Genomic DNA, 20,158 nt, shown 5'->3' with positions numbered 1-20,158 from the left:
TCAGTTCGTTGCGGTGAATTTTGCGACCGTCAGGAAGGTCACAGCGTTGCCGCTGAACTTGTTTGCGCGTTCGCTGGGCAGATCACCCTGCTGGAAGCCAGCCGTATAGACCATTGCTGGGGCACTGCGCAGCGCATCGTTACGCAGAACCGGATTGGTGACCGGAGCCTTCTGCGCCATGGATTCCGACGACATTGCCATTTCTGCATTATGCACGGCTGCCGGCTGAACCACGGCCCGCGGCTTTGCCGAAGACGCTTTGGCAACACGCCGTGCGCCCTTGGCGGTGGTGCGAACGCCGGTATCGACCGCCTTGCCAACTGAGGCAGGCTGCTTGGCGCGGGCTGCCGGTTGAACCGGTGCCGCGACAGGCGCCAGAGAAGCCGTCTGAACCGGAGCTGGCTTCATCTCCACTTTGGCGACCGGCTCGGAGTCGTAATCGTCGTCGCTCGGCGGTGCGATCAGCTCACCGATTTCATCCTTTTTGGATAGCATTGCGAGCTGGGTGTTGGGCTCGGCGCGCGGTGCCTGCTGCGGCAGGGGCAAAGCACCCGCTTCACCCGGATTCGTTGGCGAAGAACCCGCACCGGCCACAGCCACGGCATCATTGTCGTGATTATTGACCAGCGCTGCAATTGCATCCTGACCGGTGGCGACAGGGTGCTCACCCGGACGTTCCGGACGCTGCGACGGGACAACCGCTGCAATAAGCTGCGCCTGCGCATCGTCGCCTTCAAGCTGCGGACGGGCCGACGGGATCGGCACGAAGCCGGTCATGAGCGGCGAAGCATCCGCCACCTGGGCCGCCGCATCAGGATCGGCGGCGGCAAGCGCCACGGCATCCTGCGGCGCCATTTCAGGCTTGCGCGCCGGGATCGGCACATTCATGGCGACGACAGCGGCACCTTGCTCGGCAACAGTGCCGGTCTGCGCCTGCGATTCGAGTGTTTGAGCGTTCAAACCAGTCTCAGGACGCGGAGCCTGCATCGGAACCGGCGCTTCACGCGCTGGCAATGCGGCAATCATCGTTTCCCGCGGCTGAGCCGGAGCTTCTTCCACCGGCGCTGCGGCTGGAGCCTGCTTGGCCGGAGCCGTGGCGCGCGCCGGACGCGCAGTCGCTGGCGCCGCGACATCGCCATTATCTTCTTCTTCATCCGCACCACCGCCGAAGAGCGCGCCAAACAGCGTCTTGCTCTTGCGCGAGGACGACGAATTGCTGGCCACCATGACCTCGCCGCCGCCACCGGCCTTGCGCTTCTCGATCATGGCCAGCGCCTGCTCATAGCCCGGCAATGGCTTGCCATCAGCCGGAAGGTGGGCCGTCTTGCCATCCGGGAACAGTGCCAGAAGCTCGCGACGGCTCATGCGCGGCCAGGAGCGGACATTGCCGACATCCATGTGCACGAAAGGCGAGCCCGAGCGCGGATAATAACCGACGCCGCCGATCTGGTAGCGCATGCCGATGCCGCGCAACTTGGCCAGATTGACGCCCGGAATGTAATAATCCATCGCGCGACCCAGCATATGCTGGCTCTTCTTGGCGACGCCGCGCGTGCTGGAACGCAGCATAGCGTTGGTCGCAGGCGAGCGATAGGCCGACACCACATTGATATATTCGCGCGAGCCGGTGGACTGATAGACCTGCCAGACCAGATCGAACAGGCGCGGGTCCATCTTGGTCGGCTCATTGCGGCGCCAGTCGCGCAGGAAAACGTTGAGGCGCTTCAGCCCTTCGGGCACATAGCGGCCATTCTTCTTGAAGACGATTTCCGCCTTCTCGCCGGTATGGACGTAATAAAGTTTGAGGGCGCGGGTTTCAGCCGAAGCCTGCGTGGGAGAAGCCACAAAAGCGATTGCCGCCGCAACAAGGGAAAACGAGAGAGACAGACGTGTCGTCGCACCGATCCGGGTTTTATTCCAGACATTCGCGAAACGCGCTTTCATGGTCGATATGCTGTTCATCGAATCGTATCGCCTTACCGTTTTGTCCGCCCCCAGAGGCTACAAGTCTGAAACTCGCGGCAACTGTCAGTCACGACAGTTGCAATTGGTCTCGCCCGCAGCTCTCTTTCCAAGTGACCTTTTCTGAGCGCCGCACGAAATCCGCTTCGTTCCGCCATAGATCCAATTGTCGGATTTAATGGTTAATGGACGCTTAGTGAACAACAAATGCGGAAACACCATGGCAAAAAAGACACAGGAGCGCATCTATTTTCGCTATGGTAAAAAAATTATTAACAGTCTTTAATTGGCAACAGGCACTCTTTCCGCCCCAAGGCGAAGATTAGAAGCTATTGAAATTCAAATATTTAGACTGATTTCATTATCCTGCGGAGCGCCGGAAAGTGGTGCTGTCACCCTCCTGACCGTCATCGAATCCCCTGCCGGATATGGAGGTCACATCAATGCCATATTCCTTGAGCTTCCGGTAAAGCGTGGTCCTTCCGATGCCCAAACGACGCGCGACTTCACTGATTTGCCCGTCGTAATGTGCCAGCGCGAAGCGGATCATTTCTTCTTCGGCGGCGGCAAGGGTCCGCACTTCGCCATCGGCATTGGTGCCGCTGATGACACCGGGCGCGACCCTGCCGGATGCGATACTGGCATGCGTCGCCACCCTCGCGCCTGTCTGGAGCGCACCCGTCCAGCCGTCAACATTGCTCATCAGTTCGGCAAAATCCGCCATGGTCAGCTCGGAGGTCTCGCACAGCAAAACGGCGCGGAAAACCGCATTCTTCAACTCGCGCACATTGCCCGGCCAATCATAGACCCGCAACCGTTCCAGCACATGCGGCGCAATGCCGGTGATATGGCCGCGCCGCTCCTCGCTGGCAAAACGCATCGTGAAATGGTGCAGCAGGACCGGAATATCTTCTGAACGGTTTCGCAAGGCGGGAACCGGCAACATGAACGACCCCAGCAACTGGCCAAGGCCCGGATGGAACCGCCCCGTATGCACCAGATCGCTCAACGGCTGCGTCGTGGAAGCCATGACGCGCGCATTGAACGGGTATTGAACGCCCGCCGCCTCGAACTGCCCCGTTTGCATGGCCGAATAGAGCCGCATCTGGGCATGACGCGGCAGGAACCCGACCTCATCCAGATAAAGCGTGCCGCCATCGGCACTCGCCAGCTTGCCGAAAACCCCCTCCGGCCCCGTGATCGCGGAACCGCCCATGCGTGGCTTTTCCGGCGCGCCGAACAGGATCTGGTCCACATTGTCCGTTGTCAGTGTGCGGCAATCGACGGTGATGAAAGTTTCGCGCCATCTCGCGCCAGCGCTGCAAATGGCGCGGGCCAGCGTTTCCTTGCCGCTGCCTGGTTCCCCATCGAGAAGAAGCGGCGCATCTAATGCGGCAGCGCGTCGTGCGGCGACCATCGCCCGCTCCATATCGGAGCTTCTGGCAATGATGTCGGAAAGCGGAAAATGTGTTCTGAGCGAACGGTTGCGCCGCACCTCGTGGGCGAGCGCATCAAGTTTCAGCGCATTGGAAATCGAAAGCTGGACGCGCTCGGGCACCACCGGCGTAGTCACGAAATCCACCGCACCGAGCTTGACCGCCTGCAAGGCCCTGTTCAGGTCTTCGCCCTGAACCAGCACGATCACCGGTATGGTCACGCCCACATCGCGCATTTTGGCGAGAACGCTGAGACCATCCATGTCCGGCATGGCCATGTCGAGCAGGATCAGTGCAATATCCTTGCGCTGCGTCGCGAAACCAAGCGCGCCATTGCCTCCGTCAGCCAGGATCGTGCGATACCCCATGCGCTGGACCATCGCTTCAATATTGCGTCGGTGAATCGGATCATCATCCGCTATGAGAATGCGCGTGCCCATTAAAGCTTTAATCAACCTGTGGAGTTCCCGCGCCCGGACACATTAAACTGTTAAAAAATCAACAAAAGTTTACTGCTCCAGGCGCGCTATTTGGAGCCAAACCGCCAACAATTGCAAGACCTTAAATCAGTATCTGACGCTAGTTTCACAAAATTTTCGGCTAAAAAACACTCAATGCTTGAAGCGCCCAAAAAGTAATCGCGGAAGTTACTGACAATTTATTGGCTGCTTACATAACACCGGTTGTACCGCTGTGTTGCCCCTCTTGGCGATCCCGGCAAGACATGCGAGAAGAAGGCCAATAGGAGAATGCTTATGACCCGTTTTTCAGACTCTGCTTCGCTCAACGCACTTCTTCCCGTACCGGTTCTGGCCCCATCCGGCGATAGCGCCGCTACCGCAAAGGCCGATCTCGGCACACTGCCGGAATGGAACCTTGCCGATCTTTATCCGGCAGCCGACAGCCCGCAGCTCAAGGGCGATATCGAGAAAGCGATGAAGGATTCAGCCTCCTTCGAAGAACGCTGGAAGGGCAAGCTGGGTGCTGAAGCGGCCAAGGCCGATGGCGGCAATTTTGCCGATGCGATCAAGCAGTTTGAAGCGCTGGACGAACTGATGGGGCGCATCGCCTCCTATGCCGGGCTCTATTATTACGGCGACACGACCGATCCAAAGCGCATGAAGCTTTTCGGCGACGTACAGCAGAAGTTGACCGACGCCAGCACGCATCTCATTTTCTTCAGTCTCGAACTGAACCGCATCGATGATACAATTCTCGACAAGGCCATGGATGCCAATGCGGCAATCGGCCATTATCGCCCGTGGCTGACCGATCTGCGTAAAGACAAGCCCTATCAGCTCGACGACAAGCTGGAACAGCTTTTCCACGAAAAGTCGATCACCGGTTTCGGCGCATGGAACCGCCTGTTTGATGAAACCATGTCGGGCCTGCGCTTCGAGATCGACGGCCAGGAACTCGCCATCGAACCGACGCTGAACATGTTGCAGGACGCTGATGGCGCGGTGCGCAAAAAGGCGTCCGAAGCGCTCGCCAAGACATTCGGCGCCAATCTGCGCACCTTCACGCTGATCACCAACACGCTGGCCAAGGACAAGGAAATTTCCGACCGCTGGCGCGGTTTTCAGGACATTGCCGACAGTCGCCACCTTGCAAACCGCGTGGAACGCGAGGTTGTGGATGCGCTCGCCAAGGCAGTCGAAGACGCCTATCCACGCCTTTCGCACCGCTATTATGCGCTGAAGGCCAAGTGGCTCGGCCTAGACAAGCTGGAAAACTGGGACCGCAACGCACCACTGCCGGAAACCCCGCAGGCCCTGATTTCGTGGGATGAAGCGCGCGATACCGTGCTTTCGGCCTATGGCAATTTTGCGCCAGAAATGGCCGCGATTGCCAAGGATTTCTTCGACAAGAACTGGATCGACGCGCCAGTGCGTCCTGGCAAGGCTCCGGGCGCTTTCGCCCATCCGACCGTGCCATCTGCGCATCCTTATGTTCTGCTCAACTATATGGGCAAGCCGCGCGATGTGATGACGCTTGCCCATGAACTGGGCCATGGCGTGCATCAGGTTCTGGCTGGCGGTCAGGGCGCGCTGATGGCCTCCACCCCGCTGACGCTGGCCGAAACCGCTTCGGTCTTCGGCGAAATGCTGACCTTCCGTTCGCTGCTGGAGCGGACGAAGGACAAGCGCGAACGCAAGGCCATGCTGGCCCAGAAGGCCGAAGACATGATCAATACGGTCGTGCGCCAGATCGCCTTCTACCAGTTCGAGCGCCGCATCCACACCGAGCGCCGCGAAGGCGAATTGACGTCGGAGCGCATCGGTGAAATCTGGATGGATGTGCAGCGCGAAAGCCTCGGCGAAGCGGTGCGGCTCAATCCGGGCTACGAGACCTTCTGGACCTATATCCCGCATTTCATCCACTCGCCATTCTATGTCTATGCCTATGCTTTCGGGGATTGTCTGGTGAACTCGCTCTATGCCGTCTACCAGAATTCCGAAAAGGGCTTTCAGCAGAAATATTTCGACATGCTGAAAGCGGGCGGCACCAAGCATCACACGGAACTTCTGGCTCCGTTCGGCCTCGATGCCACCGACCCGAACTTCTGGAGCAAAGGTCTGTCGGTGATCGAAGGCATCATCGACGAACTCGAAGCCATAGAAGACTGAGGCGACAGTGACCCGAACGGGTAACAAACCGCTGATCCTGTTTCGGGACGATAAGGCGGGCCGCGACGTGCTTTTCGCGGCCCCATCGACCATCATCCGCGCCGACGAGCCGGATGAATTCGATGATGCATGGGAGGCGATGCAACACGCCCATGCGGATGGGAAATGGCTTGCGGGCTATCTTTCCTATGAGGCCGGCTATCTTCTTGAACCGAAGCTGAAGCCCCTCCTGCCGACCGGGCGCAAGGCCCCTATGCTGTGCTTCGGCGTATTCGACGGGCCGTCTGACGAAGATTTGCATCATCGTGGCAATGATAATGCGACCTATCTGCGCGCTCCTGTCGCTGAATGGACGCCAGCCGAATATGAAACGCGGTTCGACCGCCTGCACCGACACTTGCGCGAAGGTGACTGCTATCAGGGCAACCTGACCTTTCCGGTTCATGCGGAATGGGGCGGTGATCCGCTGGTGCTGTTCAACGCGCTCGCCGCACGTCAGCCGGTTCGCTACGCGACCTATTGCGATCTCGGCGGCCCGACAGTCCTGTCGCGTTCGCCAGAGCTTTTCTTCGAGGTGGATGCCGATGGGTGGATCGAAACCCATCCCATGAAAGGCACCATGCCGCGCGGAGCGACGCCTGAGGAAGACGAGGCTAATCGCACCTTTCTGATGAACGATCCAAAAAACCAGGCGGAAAATCGCATGATCGTTGATCTGCTGCGCAACGACATATCGCTCATCAGCGAAGTCGGCACGCTGGAGGTGCCAGAACTTTTCCGGGTTGAAACTTACCCTACGGTTTACCAAATGATCAGTCGGGTACGAGCAAGGCTGAAAAGCGATATTCCCCTGCGGTCGCTATTTGCAGCCCTTTTCCCCTGCGGTTCGATTACCGGCGCGCCGAAAATCAGCGCCATGGAAATCCTGCGCAAGCTGGAACCCAACCCACGTGACATTTATTGCGGTTCGCTCGGCTGGATTGAGCCAAGCGGACGCATGCGTTTCAATGTCGCCATCCGCACGATCTCGCTTCTCGACGAAAATCGTGCAATCTTCAATGTCGGGGGCGGCGTGGTTTTCGATTCCACGGCGCAAGCGGAGTATGAGGAATGCCTTCTGAAAGCACGGTTCGCGACGGGGCAAAAACCGTCAGTGCGGAACCAGAATATCAGCTGATTGAAACCATGCGATGGGAGCCTCTGTCCGGGGTTCTGCGGCTGCAATTGCATCTGGCGCGACTGGAACAGTCCGCGCGCGAACTTGGTTTCTCCTGCAATATGGACGCCATCCGCCAGCAGATTGAAAATGCAGGCTCCGGCGACCACGCCCTGAAACTGCGTCTCACGCTGGCGCCGGATGGCGTCGCCAATGTTGCTGCCTTTAATTATGAGCCGCTGCCGCAGCAGACGACATGGCGCATAGCGATTGCACGCACCCGCCTAAAACATGACGACCCGCTGCTTCGGTACAAGACCACGTGCCGTCAGGCCTATATCGCCGCGCGTGAGGAATATTCTTCCGCAGAAGTGGACGAGGTCATCCTGCTGAATGACCGCGATGAGGTCTGCGAAGGCACCATCACGTCGATTTTCCTCGATATTGGCGGTACGACCTGTGTGACGCCTGCTCTATCCTGCGGGCTGCTGGATGGCGTTCTGCGCCGCGAGCTTTTGAACAACAGCGTGGTCTCTGAGGGGATAGTTTCCGTAGACGATCTCAAAAACGCGCGTAATATTCTCGTCGGCAATTCACTGCGCGGCATGATCCGCGCCAAGCTGATTGAAGGCTAAAATCCTAAAATGCGTTAAACACGTCTGCATGTCATAGGGGTGTGACGTTTCTTTCTTTGTATGAAGTTGTGCTATCGTTCCGGTTTCAATCCTGCCGTCGAACGGTTACAGAGCGCAACGCCGCAATTTCTGCGGCTCACACAGAGGAAGAAAATGGCGAAAGCGAAATGGCAAGTCTATAGCGAGATCACCGGCCCCGTAATCATGATCGGCTTTGGGTCGATCGGGCGCGGTACCCTGCCGCTGATAGAACGCCATTTCAAATTCGACAAATCGCGGATGGTCGTGATCGACCCGAGCGAGAAAAACCGCAAGATCCTTGACGACAAGGGCATTCGTTTCGTCAAGCAGGCGATCACCAAGGATAATTACGCAGAAGTGCTGGACCCGTTCCTGAAAGGTGCGGAAGGACAGGCTTTCGTCGTCAATCTGTCGGTCGATACCGGATCGGTCGATCTGATGCACTATAGCCGCAAGAACGGCGCGCTTTATATCGACACCGTGGTCGAGCCTTGGCTCGGCTTCTATTTCGATGACAAGATGGACAATGCCGCGCGCACCAATTATGCGCTGCGCGAAACCCTGCTGGCAGAAAAGCGCAAGAACCCCGGCGGCCCGACCGCCGTGTCGTGCTGCGGTGCCAATCCGGGCATGGTGTCGTGGTTCGTCAAGAAGGCGCTGGTCGATCTGGCGACGGAACTCGAACTCGACTTCACCGAACCGGCGGCCAATGACCGCAATGGCTGGGCCAAGCTCATGAAAAAGGCTGGCGTGAAGGGCGTTCACATCGCCGAACGCGACACGCAGCGCGCAAAGGAACCGAAACCGTTCAACACGTTCTGGAATACGTGGTCCGTCGAAGGCTTCATTTCCGAAGGCTTACAGCCTGCCGAACTCGGCTGGGGCAGCCACGAAAAGTGGAAGCCGAAAAATGCACGCAAGCAGAAGAAGGGCACGAAGGCGGCAATTTTCCTCGAACAGCCCGGCGGCAATACGCGCATTCGCACCTGGTGCCCGACCCTCGGCGCGCAATTCGGCCTGCTCGTCACCCACAACGAGGCGATCTCCATCTCCGATTACTTCACCGTGCGGGATAAGAAGGGCAAACTCGATTACCGTCCGACCTGTCATTATGCCTATCATCCGAGCAATGACGCCATTCTCTCGCTCGACGAAATGTTTGGCGCGGGCGGCAAGGCCCAGCCCGTCCAGCATGTGCTGGAAGAGGCAGAAATTCTCGACGGTTCGGACGAACTGGGCGTCCTGCTCTATGGTCATGACAAGAACGCCTACTGGTATGGTTCGCAGCTGACCGTCGAGGAAGCGCGCAAGCTTGCGCCCTATCAAAATGCGACGGGCCTGCAGGTTTCGTCCGCCGTGCTGGCTGGAATGGTCTGGGCGCTGGAAAACCCGACAAGCGGTATCGTTGAAACTGACGAAATCGACTATCGCCGCTGCCTCGAAGTCCAGATGCAGTATCTTGGCCCCGTGAAAGGCTATTATACCGACTGGACGCCACTGGAAGGTCGCGGGCATCTGTTCGAGGAAGACCTCGACACCAAGGACCCATGGCAGTTCCGCAACGTGCTGGTGCGTTGATGCAATGAAGCCAAGGCCCGGCATAGACCGGGCCTTGGCGCCTCAGCGCATCCGAACGAAACTGATGTGATTTTCCAGACATGTCCGGTCAATTAAGGCGCGTAGTGGCAGACCGCTTTCCCGATCTCGTAGCCCTGCTCAGCGGGCTGCTGATCCTGCCGTGGATTCTGGGCGTGCCGGGGCATCCGAGCCAGCTTGTGCAGACGGGATGGACAATCGGACTGGTCTCGATGGTTGTTTATCTGGCCCTATACCAGACGGCCAAGTCCCTCGCAGCACTTCGCACCGTCAAGAACAATTCCTCCCGCATCGCCCTTATCAGTCGCATGATGAAGTGGTCGGCGGGTCTGCTTGTCTTGCTGATGCTTATATCTTTCGGGTTGATATTCACGGCATAAAGCCGGCATCTGCGCGGCGATTTTGCATCATTACCAATAAATTAACACATCTGGCGGCCAATCCTCACATTGGGGACTTGTTTTCGTGTAAATTTCGATTCATCACACGTCATTATCCCCATTTTGGAGAAAGCATGGACATGAAAAGCTTCCGCATCGTTGCCCCACTTGCCGTCATGTCGCTTGTGCTGGCGGCTTGCGAAACGACCGGACCGGTCGGCGGCAATGTTCCAACTGTCTCCCGCGCACCGAGTGGCATCGAAGGCAGCTGGGTCGATCCAAACGGCATTGTATCGTCGTTCAATGGCGGTATCTTCGAAACCCGCACCACCGACACCAACGAACGGCTCGCCGAAGGCAATTATCGCTATCAGTCGCCGCAGCTCGTTGAAATCGACATGCGCTCGATCGTGCGCGGCACCTCGTCCAAGGTCAATTGTGCTCTGGTTTCGCAAAACCAGCTCAACTGCACCTCGTCGGCAGGCTCGCGCTTCTCACTGTCCCGTCGCGCAACCAGCTAAAGCATTTCCAGCAAAAGTGCGTAGCGGTTTTGCGCAGGATAATGCGTAAAAACAAACAGATATAGCGGTTCCGAGATTCTGTTTTAACCGGAACCGCTTTAAAGCGAAACATAACATCTCTTCCCCTTCAAGCGGCGCGGGCTATGCTCGCGCCGCTTGAATTTTTTGTTGTCTGCAATTGTCAGGATTGTAATTTGTCGCTTTTTCTGGCCTTTGCTTACTGCGCGTTTCCCGCGTAAAACCGTTTCAAACTTTTGCTGGAAATGCTCTATTTTCCAGCGGGATAGGAGTCGGCTCATGAGTAAGATGGACACCGTGCAACAGAACCCAACTCAGCCCGCGCAGGCCAAACTACCCAAAGTTGGGGTTCTGCTGGTCAATCTGGGGACGCCGGACGGCACGAGTTACGCCCCGATGCGGCGCTATCTTGCAGAATTTCTGTCCGACCGCCGCGTGATCGAATGGTCGCGCCTGTTCTGGTATCCGATCCTTTACGGCATCGTGCTCAATACGCGTCCCAAGCGTTCCGGCAAGCTCTATGACCGCATCTGGAACCACGAGAAGAACGAGTCGCCATTGCGCACCTATACGCGCGCGCAAGGTGAAAAGCTGGCAACCGCGCTCACCGACATTCCCAACGTCGTCGTAGACTGGGCGATGCGTTATGGCCAGCCATCCATTGAAAGCGTGACCGATCGCCTGCTGCAACAGGGCTGCGAGCGTATCGTCGTGTTCCCGCTCTATCCGCAATATTCGGCCACCACGACCGCGACGGTGAACGACAAGTTTTTCGAAGCGCTGATGAAAAAGCGCTTCATGCCAGCAATCCGCACCATTCCGTCTTATGAAACGGAACCGGTCTATATCGAAGCGCTGGCGCGCTCCATCGAAAGCCACCTCGCGATACTGTCCTTCAAGCCGGAAGTGATTCTGGCTTCCTATCACGGCATTCCGAAAAGCTATTCCGACAAGGGCGATCCTTACCGCGAACAATGTCTGGAAACCTCGCGCCTGTTGCGCATCAGGCTTGGAATGGATGAAAACCAGTTTCGTTCCACCTTCCAGTCCCGTTTTGGACCGGAGGAATGGCTCCAGCCCTACACGGATGAAACCGTGGAAAATCTCGCGAAACAGGGCGTCAAATCCGTGGCGGTTCTCAATCCGGGCTTCGTCGTGGACTGCCTTGAGACGGTTGACGAGATCGGCAATGAAGCCGCGCACCTTTTCCATGAAAACGGCGGCGAAAACTTCAGCCACATCCCTTGCCTCAACGACAGCGAAGAAGGCATGAAGGTCATTGAAACACTGGTCCGACGTGAGTTGCAGGGATGGGTTTAGCAGTATAAGGTAGTACATTATGTACATGCTAATGTCTTTTCTGATACCTTATTGCTTAACTGATATATTATGAGGATTAAATAATGACCGGGTTTGATATTACGCTGCTTATTCTTGCGGCGCTGGTTCTGGCGACACTCTTCGCGGGCATCAAGACGGTGCCGCAGGGGTTTAACTATACGGTGGAACGTTTCGGCCGCTATACGCGCACGCTTAATCCGGGCCTCAATCTGATTGTCCCGTTCTTCGACCGCATCGGTGCGCGCCTTAATATGATGGAGCAGGTGCTGGATGTTCCGACGCAGGAAGTCATCACTCGCGACAACGCCATTGTCGGCGTCAATGGTATCGCATTTTATCAGGTATTAAATGCCGCGCAGGCGGCTTATCAGGTGGCGAACCTGCAATATGCGATCCTCAATCTCACCATGACCAATATCCGTACCGTCATGGGCTCGATGGATCTGGACGAATTGCTTTCCAACCGCGATGCGATCAATGACCGCCTGCTGCGTGTGGTGGACGAAGCAGCCCATCCATGGGGCATCAAAATCACCCGCGTGGAAATCAAGGACATCAATCCACCGGATGATATCGTCACCTCGATGGCCCGCCAGATGAAGGCGGAGCGCGACAAGCGCGCGCAGGTTCTGGAAGCCGAAGGCGACCGCAATGCCCAGATTCTGCGCGCCGAAGGCCAGAAGCAGTCGCAAATTCTCGAAGCCGAGGGCAAGCTGGAAGCAGCCAAGCGCGAAGCGGAAGCCCGCGAGCGTCTCGCCGAAGCCGAAGCTAAGGCCACGACGCTGGTGTCGGACGCTGTCGCCAACGGCAATGTGCAGGCGCTCAATTACTTCGTGGCGCAGAAATACACCGAAGCGCTCAGCAGTATCGCCAGCGCCAAGAACCAGAAGGTCGTGCTGATGCCGCTGGAGGCAAGCTCGCTGATCGGTTCGCTCGGCGGCATTGGCGCCATTGCGCGGGAAGTGTTCGGCGACGGCAACAAGCCCGTTGACCCGACGCCCCCATCGCCGGGCATTTCGCGCGCGCGCAGTGTTCCGCCCACCAGCCGCGGCTAGATCAAAGGACGGATCGCCATGATTATCGAACTTGTGTCCGAACTTGGCATCTGGAGCTGGCTCGTCTTCGGGTTGGCCCTGCTCATTCTGGAAATTCTGGCGCCCGGCATTTTCTTCATATGGTTCGGCCTCGCAGCTCTGGTGACCGGCGGTGTGGCGTTCCTCCTATCACCAACCACAATTTTTGGCTGGCAGGCCCAGGCGGTCGTGTTTCTTGTTCTCGCAGTCGCGTTCGCGCTGGCAGGACGCCGTTTTTTTGGCTCGAAGAGCGAAAATCTGGACGAGCCTCTGCTCAACCGGCGCGGCGAACAGCTGGTTGGTCAGCGCACCACACTGACCGAGCCCATCAACAATGGGCGCGGACGCATTCGCATCAACGATACGACATGGCGTGTGAAAGGGCCGGACCTGCCCGCAGGTACTGAAGTTCGCGTCGTGGCCTTCGATGCAGTGACGCTGGAGATAGAGGTGGCTGTTTAGGGCAGTATGTTGCGCCCTAATTTATCCCTATTGCCCTACTGCCTTACTGCCCTCTTAAACGGCCCCAATCCGCAGCAGATCGTGGAAATGCACGAGACCGACCGGGCGGTTGTTCTCGACCACGATCAGTGCGCCGATGTGGTTTTCGTTGATCGTGTTGAGTGCAGCAGTGGCCAGCATGTTCTGATCGACCGTCTTCGGCTTGCGGGTCATGATGTCATCGACCGCCAGTTCCGACAGATTGCGGTGCAGATTGCGCGAAATATCGCCGTCCGTGACGATACCGGCCAGTTCGCCGCTCTCATCGACCACAACCACGCAACCGAAACTCTTTTGCGCCAGCACTTTCATCGCGGCTGGCATGGCCGTTCCAGCGGCTACCAGCGGAATGCGCTCTCCGCGATGCATGATATCGCGGATATGGATGAGGCTCGCACCCAGCGAACCACCCGGATGGAAGGTTTTGAAATCGCTCGGTGTAAACCCGCGTGCTTCCAGAAGCGCAATCGCCAGCGCATCGCCGATGGCGAGCTGCATAATGGTTGAAGTGGTTGGCGCCAGCCCGTGCGGGCAGGCTTCTGCCGTCTTGGGCAGCTGGAGCACGACAGTTGCAGCGCGACCGAGTGCGGAATCCTCACGCGAGGTGATTGCAATCAGCGGAATGCGGAAACGCTGCGAATAATTGACGATGCCCTTCAGTTCTGCCGTTTCGCCGGACCAAGAAATCGCCAGGATCACATCGTCACGACCAATCATGCCGAGATCGCCGTGATTGGCCTCCGCCGAATGCACGAAGAAAGCAGCCGTGCCCGTCGAGGCAAAAGAGGCGGCAAGCTTGACGCCGATATGGCCGCTCTTGCCGACGCCGGTAACGACCAGACGCCCCTTGGCGGTGGCGATCTGTTTTACCGCTTGTGCGAAGGGACCGGACAAACCATTGCGCAGCGCTTCTTCAAGCGCGGCAAGTCCTTCGTTTTCGGTGCGAATGGTCCGGAGCGCCGAAGCGATGGCCGCTTCCGCACCCATCGAAATCTGGGTTTGATCGAGCTTTTCCATGGCGCAAAGCGTTAGCCTCTTCGCTGCCCGTTGTCCAAGCTTTTATTACCCACAAATGATTGCTTTCGTTGCGCAACATCGCCGATGGCAACAAAGAATTAACCATGTGCCTTTACCGTTCATCCACCACGTTGCAACGGTTTGAAATCACATATGCCATTTGCCATGCCTCTATCCGGCGGTTCGACGCCCATTGCCCGCAGGCTGAGAAGCCTGTTTCTGGCGGGCGCGGCGATGGCTATCGTCCCTTCCCTCTCGCATGCTCAGGATGCCTATCTGCGCGGCAGTGTGCCGGAAGACGTGCTTTCCGCCTCGTCGCCGGATACGCTCGCCGCGCGCGGGCTGGCAGCCCCCGGCCGTTCCGATAGCGCCAGCGGTGGCGGGAGCGATGATGGTTCCGACACCTTTTTCGCGCCGATGCAGGATAATGCGGTTGCAGCGGACGCCCAGCCACAGCCTGCCCCGGCGGCGCCGCTCGAGGATCAACCGCTTGACGCCATGCGGGTTGGCGCGATCACAAACGAAGCGGATAGCGATAGCGGGCGTGTGCAGCGCGAAAACATGCGCCAGTCACCCGAACAGGGGCGCGGGCCGGCACAGGAGGCAGACCCCTTCGCGCCGGTTGGCCTCCGCGCCGGATCGTTCGTTCTGCGCCCTTCGCTTGAGCAAGGCATTCGCGCGACATCGAACGGCGACAATAGTGCGTCCGGTTCGAGTGCAGTGCTATCGGAAACCACGCTGCGCCTCAATGCGCAATCCGACTGGGCGCGGCATCAGGCGACGCTCGATGCATCGGGCACGCTGAGCAAATCCATTTCCGGTCAGGATGTGAGCGAACCGCAGCTCGACATTCAGGGCAATCTGCGCCTCGATCTGACCGACCAAACCACGGTCAATACGGGCGCGGGTTATCGGCTGCGGCGTGAAAGCGCCTCCAATCCGAATGGCGTGGTTGGCGCCTTGCAGCGCCCGCTGGTTCACACCTTCAATGGCAGCCTCGGCGTCGAGCACGATACGGGGCTGATTTTCGGTCGCGCCACGGGCCGCGTCGAACACGATATGTATGGCGATGCGGAACTGCCTTCCGGCGGCACTGTCAGCCAGAAGGATCGCGATAACACCTATGCCAGCATCACGCTGCGCGGCGGTTTCTCCATGTCGCAGGCCATCAAGCCATTCGCCGAAGTGGAACTCGGCAAGCGCATTTTCGACGAGCGCGTGGATAGCAACGGCTTTGAACGCAGCGGTTCGCAATTCGCCCTGCGCGGCGGCCTGATGGTCGATATGGGCGAAAAGCTGAACGGCGAGTTCGCCGCAGGCTATATGCGCGCCAACAGCGATGATGACCGGCTTGGAGCAGTCAGCGGACCGTCGATCAATGCCGCGCTCAACTGGTCGCCATTGCGTGGCACCGATGTGCGGCTTTATTCACAAACCACCGTGGATATGTCCACCACGCCGGGCATTGCCGGTTCGCTGCTGCAATTTGCGAGCCTCGACGTCACGCATCGCATCCGGTCGGACCTCAGCCTCAATGGCAGGGTCGACACGCTCATCCGCGCGAACAAGGATGGCACCGGCACGGACTATACGCTGGGTGCACAGATCGGCGCGACTTACTGGATCAACCGCTTCGTCGGGCTTGATGCGCGCTTGCGTCATGAATTCCTGACGAGCCAGGTTTCGACACGAGAATATAACTCCAACAGCATTTATCTCGGCGTGAAAGTGCAGCGCTAGTGGTCTGATTCCAACATTTGCATCCCTCGGTTCACGCGCTGAGCAAATGTTGGAATCAAAAAGACCACTAGCAAGTATATGTATCTAGTGGATTTTTCGAATTTGACGTTTGAAACAGCATCTATGTCAGCCGGGAATCAAACGTCAAATTCAATCCACTAGAAGCGGGCAGCAAAAAACCGCCTTCAAGATTGAAGGCGGTTTTCGATTTTCAGGCAACCATCTCAGGCTGGCTTGATCGTTTCCAGCAATTCGCTGATCGACACTTCCACCGACGGGCGGATATCCTTGCGCCACAGCGCAAACGCGACATTGGCTTCGATGAAGCCTGCCTTGGAACCGCAGTCGAAGGTGCGGCCCTGATAGTCGAAGCCATAGAATTTCTGCGCATCGGCCAGCTTCAGCATGGCATCGGTAAGCTGGATTTCGTTGCCAGCGCCCTTTTCCTGCTTGCTCAGAAGTTCGAAGATTTCCGGCTGCAAAATGTAACGGCCATTGATGTAGAGATTGGACGGTGCAGTGCCCTTGGCGGGCTTTTCAACCATCTGGGTAATCTCGAAACCGGAGCCGATTGCACTGCCCTTGCCGACGATACCGTATTTATGCGCCTCTTCCGGGTCGCATTCCTGCACCGCGATGACATTGCCCCCGGTCTTTTCGTACAGCTCGACCATTTCGGCGAGGCAGCCCTTCTTCGACTGCATCACCATGTCCGGCAGCAGAAGCGCGAACGGCTCATCGCCGACCAGCTCACGTGCACACCAGACCGCGTGACCAAGGCCAAGCGGAACCTGCTGACGGGTGAAGCTCGTCGTGCCCGGCTGCGGCTGCAAATCCTGAAGATGATCGAGTTCGGCCTTTTTGCCGCGTTCGGCAAGCGTGGCATACAACTCGACCTGCGCATCGAAATAATCTTCGATGACCGCCTTGTTGCGCCCGGTGACGAAAATCAGATGTTCGATACCAGCCTCACGCGCTTCATCGACCACATACTGAATGACGGGCTTGTCCACGACCGTCAGCATTTCCTTGGGGATCGATTTGGTGGCGGGAAGGAACCGGGTGCCGAGACCGGCAACGGGGAAAACGGCTTTGCGGATTTTGCGGATCGAACTCATTCGTCTCCTCGATTTTCACTAATGCAATCTTGCTATCAAAGCATTGAAGCAACTGAATTTCAAATAAGGCTATTTCATTAAAGAACGACGAAATTACATGGATCATACCATCACATTAAATGAACCATTCTTAATGTTGCTTGATTCAAAAATTTTTCCAATTTTCCGGCAAATTTTGCCGCAGCGCCGCCCATGGTAAACCAAATGCTAACCGACAGACTATAATTTGAACATTCAACTGGTCGATGCCAATTTTACACTGCCAAATTGCAACAGTGGATGGTATTAGTTAGCGCATGCAATCTGAACCGAGCGGCATCGACATTCTTAAGAAACACGCCGGAAAACAAGACGTTCCGGCCTGAAGATTGCAGAAGGGAAACACAGAATGCTGCGATTTCCATTCACACTGGGACAGACGCTGAAGCTCAAGGCGACCGCTACGGTTGCCGTTGCGGTGCTGGCATCCGCCCTTTCGACCGGTTCGGCATTTGCCGATGCGAAATTTCGCCAGTGGGTGGCGAATTTCCGTCCGGTTGCCATCAACGCCGGCGTTTCGCCTTCCACCTTCGACCGCGCCTTCCGCGGTGTCGATGCTGCCGATCCCGTCGTGCTGGAGAAGGCGCGTTATCAGCCGGAATTCACCGAGCCTGTCTGGAATTACATTGACAATCGCGTGAACGAGGATTCCACCAGCGTCGGCCAGAGCATGGCGCGCAAATGGGGCCCGTGGCTGCAGCGCATCGAACAACGCTTTTCGGTTGATCGGAATATTCTGCTCGCCATCTGGTCAATGGAAAGCAATTACGGCGAGATTCTCAAGCGCGACGACGTGATGCGCGATGCGGTTCGTTCGCTCGCAACGCTGGCCTATGCCGATCCGAAGCGCGCCAAATATGGCCGCACACAGCTGATCGCCGCGATGAAAATTCTCCAGACCGGCGATATCGACCGCGGGCATCTGTCTGGTTCGTGGGCGGGTGCCCTTGGCCACACGCAGTTTATCCCGACTAGCTATCAGGCCTATGCAGTCGATATGGATGGCAATGGCAAGCGCGACATCTGGAATTCCATTCCCGATGCGCTGGGCACTGCCGCCAATCTGCTGCATCGCAACGGCTGGCAGCCGGGCCGGACATGGGGTTACGAAGTGGTGCTACCGGCGGGCGGCAAGTTCCCATCCGGTTCGCTGACTGTCGCCGAATGGCAAAAGCGCGGCGTCGTGCGCGCCAATGGGCGTGCATTCCCCGACCCGAGCGAAAAGGTGACGCTGAAGGTGCCGGATGGCCGCAAGGGCCCGGCATTCCTGATGACCAAGAACTTCTTCGTCATCAAGCGCTACAACAATGCTGACAAATATGCGCTGGCTGTCGGCCTTCTGGCAGACCGCATCAGTGGCTATCAGGGGCTGCGTCAGGACTGGAATCGTCCGTTCACCCCGATCACCATGAACGAGCGTCAGGAATTGCAGACGCATCTCAAGGCGCTCGGCTATTACGACGGTAATATCGACGGCAAGATCGGCTCCACCTCGCGTAAAGCCATCGAAGCCTTCCAGCAGCGCAACGGCTTGCAGCCGGATGGACATCCGAGCAAGGAAGTGTTGTCAGTCCTGCGTCGCCGTTAAGACGAACCGCAGATTTATCGGAGCGCGTTTCCCATGAAGCGCGCTCCGTTTCATTTTTGCGCCATGCCGTATTATGATGGCTTTGCAACGAAAGCGGAACTGATGCGCAAATCTCGGATTGCAGGCGAAATGTTGAAGGCGGCCAGTGTCATGCTGGCAGCGCTGGCGCTGCTGCTTTCCGGTCTTGCCAGTGCATCAGCGCAGGAACGGCCACGGACGCTTTTCGACTTGCTGTTTGGTTCGCGACAACCGCAACGCCAATATGAGCAGCCCCGGCCCCAGCAGAGCCGACCAAAGCCGAAACGCGCACCCAAGGCGACGTCTCCCGTCACCCGCAAAGCCGCGCCACAGGTGGCAGTGCCCACCGTGCCTGTCATCGAGAAAAACCCGGATGCAAAAAAGGTGCTGGTGGTCGGTGATTTCATCAGCAGCGGCCTTGCCGAAGGGCTCGATGTGGCCTTTGCGTCCGATCCGGATCTGACGGTCACAACCCGCATCAACGGTTCGTCGGGCTTTGTGCGTGAGGACTATTTCAACTGGCCGGAAAATATCGGCAAGATACTGGATGAGGAAAAGCCTGCCGCCGTCGTCGTGATGATCGGCTCCAACGATCGTCAGGCGATCACGGCCAATGGCACCAGCCTCGCCGCACGTTCGCCGGAATGGACTGCGGAATATCAAAAGCGCGTGGACCAGTTCGTCAAGGCGATCAATGACCGCCATTATCCGCTGGTCTGGGTCGGGCAGCCCGCCTTCCGTCCGAAAGGCATGTCACAGGACATGCTGGCGCTGAATGAAATCTACCGCACCACCACGGAAAAGGCGGGCGGCAAGTTTGCCGATGTCTGGGACGGCTTTATCGATGAAGACGGCAATTTCACCCAGACCGGTTTCGACATCAACGGTCAGACGGCGCGCCTGCGCGGCAATGACGGCATCAACATCACTTCGGCTGGCAAGCGCAAGCTTGCCTTCTATGCGGAAAAGCCGCTGCGCGCCTATCTTGGCGGCGGCAAGGAAGAGGGCCAGCCTCTCCCGGCTGCCGGTGCGCAAGACCCGTCCAAACCCGTGGACCGGGTCGCACCCGTCAGCCTGCGCGACATCAATAAGGACGAGAGCGGCGTTTTGCTCGGCGGCAATCTTGGTGTACGCCCCCAAAATACCCGCCCGGCACCTGTCGAGAAAAAACCCGCACCCGGTCGCGCCGATGATTTTTCATGGCCGCGCCCAAGCGCAAATCCCTAATAGATAGCCTACTACTCGTTATATCAATAGTATATTAGCGCTTTGAATAGAGCTTTCCGCGTCAAATCTTAGCCTAATTATTATATTCCGCGCTGTTTCCATCATCGTTCTCATCGTTTATCAGAAAGCACCGTTCGTCCA

Annotated in this window: 16 protein-coding genes; 12 read left to right on the top strand and 4 right to left on the bottom strand. The window is 57.7% G+C overall.

The features are described from left to right. Nucleotides 1-1,944, bottom strand: coding sequence for a peptidoglycan L,D-endopeptidase MepK (locus FIC94_RS00890; RefSeq protein WP_371830885.1), 1,944 nt, complete (start codon nucleotides 1,942-1,944; stop codon nucleotides 1-3). Between the two features lie 379 nt (nucleotides 1,945-2,323). Then, nucleotides 2,324-3,838: a sigma-54-dependent transcriptional regulator gene (locus FIC94_RS00885; RefSeq protein ID WP_140024005.1), complete on the bottom strand. Its 1,515-nt coding sequence runs from the start codon at nucleotides 3,836-3,838 to the stop codon at nucleotides 2,324-2,326. Between the two features lie 309 nt (nucleotides 3,839-4,147). Here FIC94_RS00885 and FIC94_RS00880 point away from each other — a divergent pair, with 309 nt between their 5' ends. The 9 genes from FIC94_RS00880 (at nucleotide 4,148) to FIC94_RS00840 (ending at nucleotide 13,231) form a co-directional block, all read left to right on the top strand. After that, nucleotides 4,148-6,028 (top strand): M3 family oligoendopeptidase, encoded by a 1,881-nt coding sequence (locus FIC94_RS00880; protein WP_371830878.1) that lies wholly within the window; start codon nucleotides 4,148-4,150, stop codon nucleotides 6,026-6,028. A gap of 7 nt (nucleotides 6,029-6,035) precedes the next feature. Beyond that, complete coding sequence (locus FIC94_RS00875) at nucleotides 6,036-7,205, top strand: aminodeoxychorismate synthase component I (RefSeq protein ID WP_140023595.1); 1,170 nt, start codon at nucleotides 6,036-6,038, stop codon at nucleotides 7,203-7,205. Further along, the gene (locus FIC94_RS00870; RefSeq protein WP_121538734.1) at nucleotides 7,139-7,819 is read left to right on the top strand and encodes an aminotransferase class IV family protein; all 681 of its coding nucleotides are present in this window, start codon (nucleotides 7,139-7,141) and stop codon (nucleotides 7,817-7,819) included. Before FIC94_RS00875 ends, FIC94_RS00870 begins: the two co-directional genes overlap by 67 nt. A 153-nt stretch (nucleotides 7,820-7,972) precedes the next feature. Next, nucleotides 7,973-9,418, top strand: a complete 1,446-nt coding sequence (locus tag FIC94_RS00865; protein ID WP_140023594.1) for a homospermidine synthase — start codon at nucleotides 7,973-7,975, stop codon at nucleotides 9,416-9,418. Between the two features lie 104 nt (nucleotides 9,419-9,522). Beyond that, nucleotides 9,523-9,816, top strand: a complete 294-nt coding sequence (locus FIC94_RS00860; protein WP_235891929.1) for a hypothetical protein — start codon at nucleotides 9,523-9,525, stop codon at nucleotides 9,814-9,816. 140 nt (nucleotides 9,817-9,956) lie between these two features. Next, nucleotides 9,957-10,337 (top strand): outer membrane lipoprotein Omp10, encoded by a 381-nt coding sequence (gene omp10, locus FIC94_RS00855; protein ID WP_109368022.1) that lies wholly within the window; start codon nucleotides 9,957-9,959, stop codon nucleotides 10,335-10,337. Between the two features lie 297 nt (nucleotides 10,338-10,634). After that, nucleotides 10,635-11,675, top strand: a complete 1,041-nt coding sequence (gene hemH, locus FIC94_RS00850; RefSeq protein WP_140023592.1) for a ferrochelatase — start codon at nucleotides 10,635-10,637, stop codon at nucleotides 11,673-11,675. An 83-nt stretch (nucleotides 11,676-11,758) separates the two neighbouring features. Further along, nucleotides 11,759-12,751 carry an SPFH domain-containing protein gene (locus FIC94_RS00845; RefSeq protein ID WP_140023591.1) on the top strand — a complete coding sequence of 331 codons (993 nt, stop codon included), beginning with the start codon at nucleotides 11,759-11,761 and terminating at the stop codon, nucleotides 12,749-12,751. Between the two features lie 18 nt (nucleotides 12,752-12,769). Continuing rightward, nucleotides 12,770-13,231, top strand: a complete 462-nt coding sequence (locus FIC94_RS00840) for an NfeD family protein (RefSeq protein WP_140023590.1) — start codon at nucleotides 12,770-12,772, stop codon at nucleotides 13,229-13,231. 54 nt (nucleotides 13,232-13,285) lie between these two features. Here the strand turns inward: FIC94_RS00840 and FIC94_RS00835 are convergent, their stop codons facing one another. Further along, on the bottom strand, nucleotides 13,286-14,287 hold the full coding sequence (locus FIC94_RS00835; RefSeq protein ID WP_140023589.1) for a KpsF/GutQ family sugar-phosphate isomerase: 1,002 nt from the start codon (nucleotides 14,285-14,287) through the stop codon (nucleotides 13,286-13,288). 153 nt (nucleotides 14,288-14,440) lie between these two features. Between FIC94_RS00835 and FIC94_RS00830 the strand changes: the two genes are divergently transcribed. Then, nucleotides 14,441-16,027 (top strand): outer membrane beta-barrel protein, encoded by a 1,587-nt coding sequence (locus FIC94_RS00830; RefSeq protein ID WP_140023588.1) that lies wholly within the window; start codon nucleotides 14,441-14,443, stop codon nucleotides 16,025-16,027. 224 nt (nucleotides 16,028-16,251) lie between these two features. On the opposite strand, the gene galU is transcribed toward FIC94_RS00830, so the two are convergent. Beyond that, nucleotides 16,252-17,145, bottom strand: coding sequence for a UTP--glucose-1-phosphate uridylyltransferase GalU (gene galU / locus FIC94_RS00820; RefSeq protein WP_140023587.1), 894 nt, complete (start codon nucleotides 17,143-17,145; stop codon nucleotides 16,252-16,254). 388 nt (nucleotides 17,146-17,533) lie between these two features. Here galU and FIC94_RS00815 point away from each other — a divergent pair, with 388 nt between their 5' ends. Then, nucleotides 17,534-18,772 (top strand): lytic murein transglycosylase, encoded by a 1,239-nt coding sequence (locus FIC94_RS00815; RefSeq protein WP_140023586.1) that lies wholly within the window; start codon nucleotides 17,534-17,536, stop codon nucleotides 18,770-18,772. A 102-nt stretch (nucleotides 18,773-18,874) separates the two neighbouring features. Beyond that, the gene (locus tag FIC94_RS00810) at nucleotides 18,875-20,017 is read left to right on the top strand and encodes an SGNH/GDSL hydrolase family protein (RefSeq protein ID WP_140024003.1); all 1,143 of its coding nucleotides are present in this window, start codon (nucleotides 18,875-18,877) and stop codon (nucleotides 20,015-20,017) included. The last annotated feature ends 141 nt before the right edge of the window (nucleotides 20,018-20,158 follow it).

This window comes from Ochrobactrum teleogrylli (genome assembly GCF_006376685.1).
Lineage (GTDB): Bacteria > Pseudomonadota > Alphaproteobacteria > Rhizobiales > Rhizobiaceae > Brucella > Brucella teleogrylli.
This window is presented reverse-complemented; position numbering and strand designations above follow the sequence as displayed.

Excerpts from the sequence above, each read along its gene's own strand:
- FIC94_RS00890 (WP_371830885.1), bottom strand. The coding sequence starts at position 1,944 with ATGAAAGCGCGTTTCGCGAATGTCTGGAATAAAACCCGGATCGGTGCG.
- FIC94_RS00885 (WP_140024005.1), bottom strand. The coding sequence starts at position 3,838 with ATGGGCACGCGCATTCTCATAGCGGATGATGATCCGATTCACCGACGC.
- FIC94_RS00880 (WP_371830878.1), top strand. The coding sequence starts at position 4,148 with ATGCTTATGACCCGTTTTTCAGACTCTGCTTCGCTCAACGCACTTCTT.
- FIC94_RS00870 (WP_121538734.1), top strand. The coding sequence starts at position 7,139 with ATGCCTTCTGAAAGCACGGTTCGCGACGGGGCAAAAACCGTCAGTGCG.
- FIC94_RS00865 (WP_140023594.1), top strand. The coding sequence starts at position 7,973 with ATGGCGAAAGCGAAATGGCAAGTCTATAGCGAGATCACCGGCCCCGTA.
- omp10 (WP_109368022.1), top strand. The coding sequence starts at position 9,957 with ATGAAAAGCTTCCGCATCGTTGCCCCACTTGCCGTCATGTCGCTTGTG.
- hemH (WP_140023592.1), top strand. The coding sequence starts at position 10,635 with ATGAGTAAGATGGACACCGTGCAACAGAACCCAACTCAGCCCGCGCAG.
- FIC94_RS00845 (WP_140023591.1), top strand. The coding sequence starts at position 11,759 with ATGACCGGGTTTGATATTACGCTGCTTATTCTTGCGGCGCTGGTTCTG.
- FIC94_RS00840 (WP_140023590.1), top strand. The coding sequence starts at position 12,770 with ATGATTATCGAACTTGTGTCCGAACTTGGCATCTGGAGCTGGCTCGTC.
- FIC94_RS00835 (WP_140023589.1), bottom strand. The coding sequence starts at position 14,287 with ATGGAAAAGCTCGATCAAACCCAGATTTCGATGGGTGCGGAAGCGGCC.
- FIC94_RS00830 (WP_140023588.1), top strand. The coding sequence starts at position 14,441 with ATGCCATTTGCCATGCCTCTATCCGGCGGTTCGACGCCCATTGCCCGC.
- galU (WP_140023587.1), bottom strand. The coding sequence starts at position 17,145 with ATGAGTTCGATCCGCAAAATCCGCAAAGCCGTTTTCCCCGTTGCCGGT.
- FIC94_RS00815 (WP_140023586.1), top strand. The coding sequence starts at position 17,534 with ATGCTGCGATTTCCATTCACACTGGGACAGACGCTGAAGCTCAAGGCG.
- FIC94_RS00810 (WP_140024003.1), top strand. The coding sequence starts at position 18,875 with ATGCGCAAATCTCGGATTGCAGGCGAAATGTTGAAGGCGGCCAGTGTC.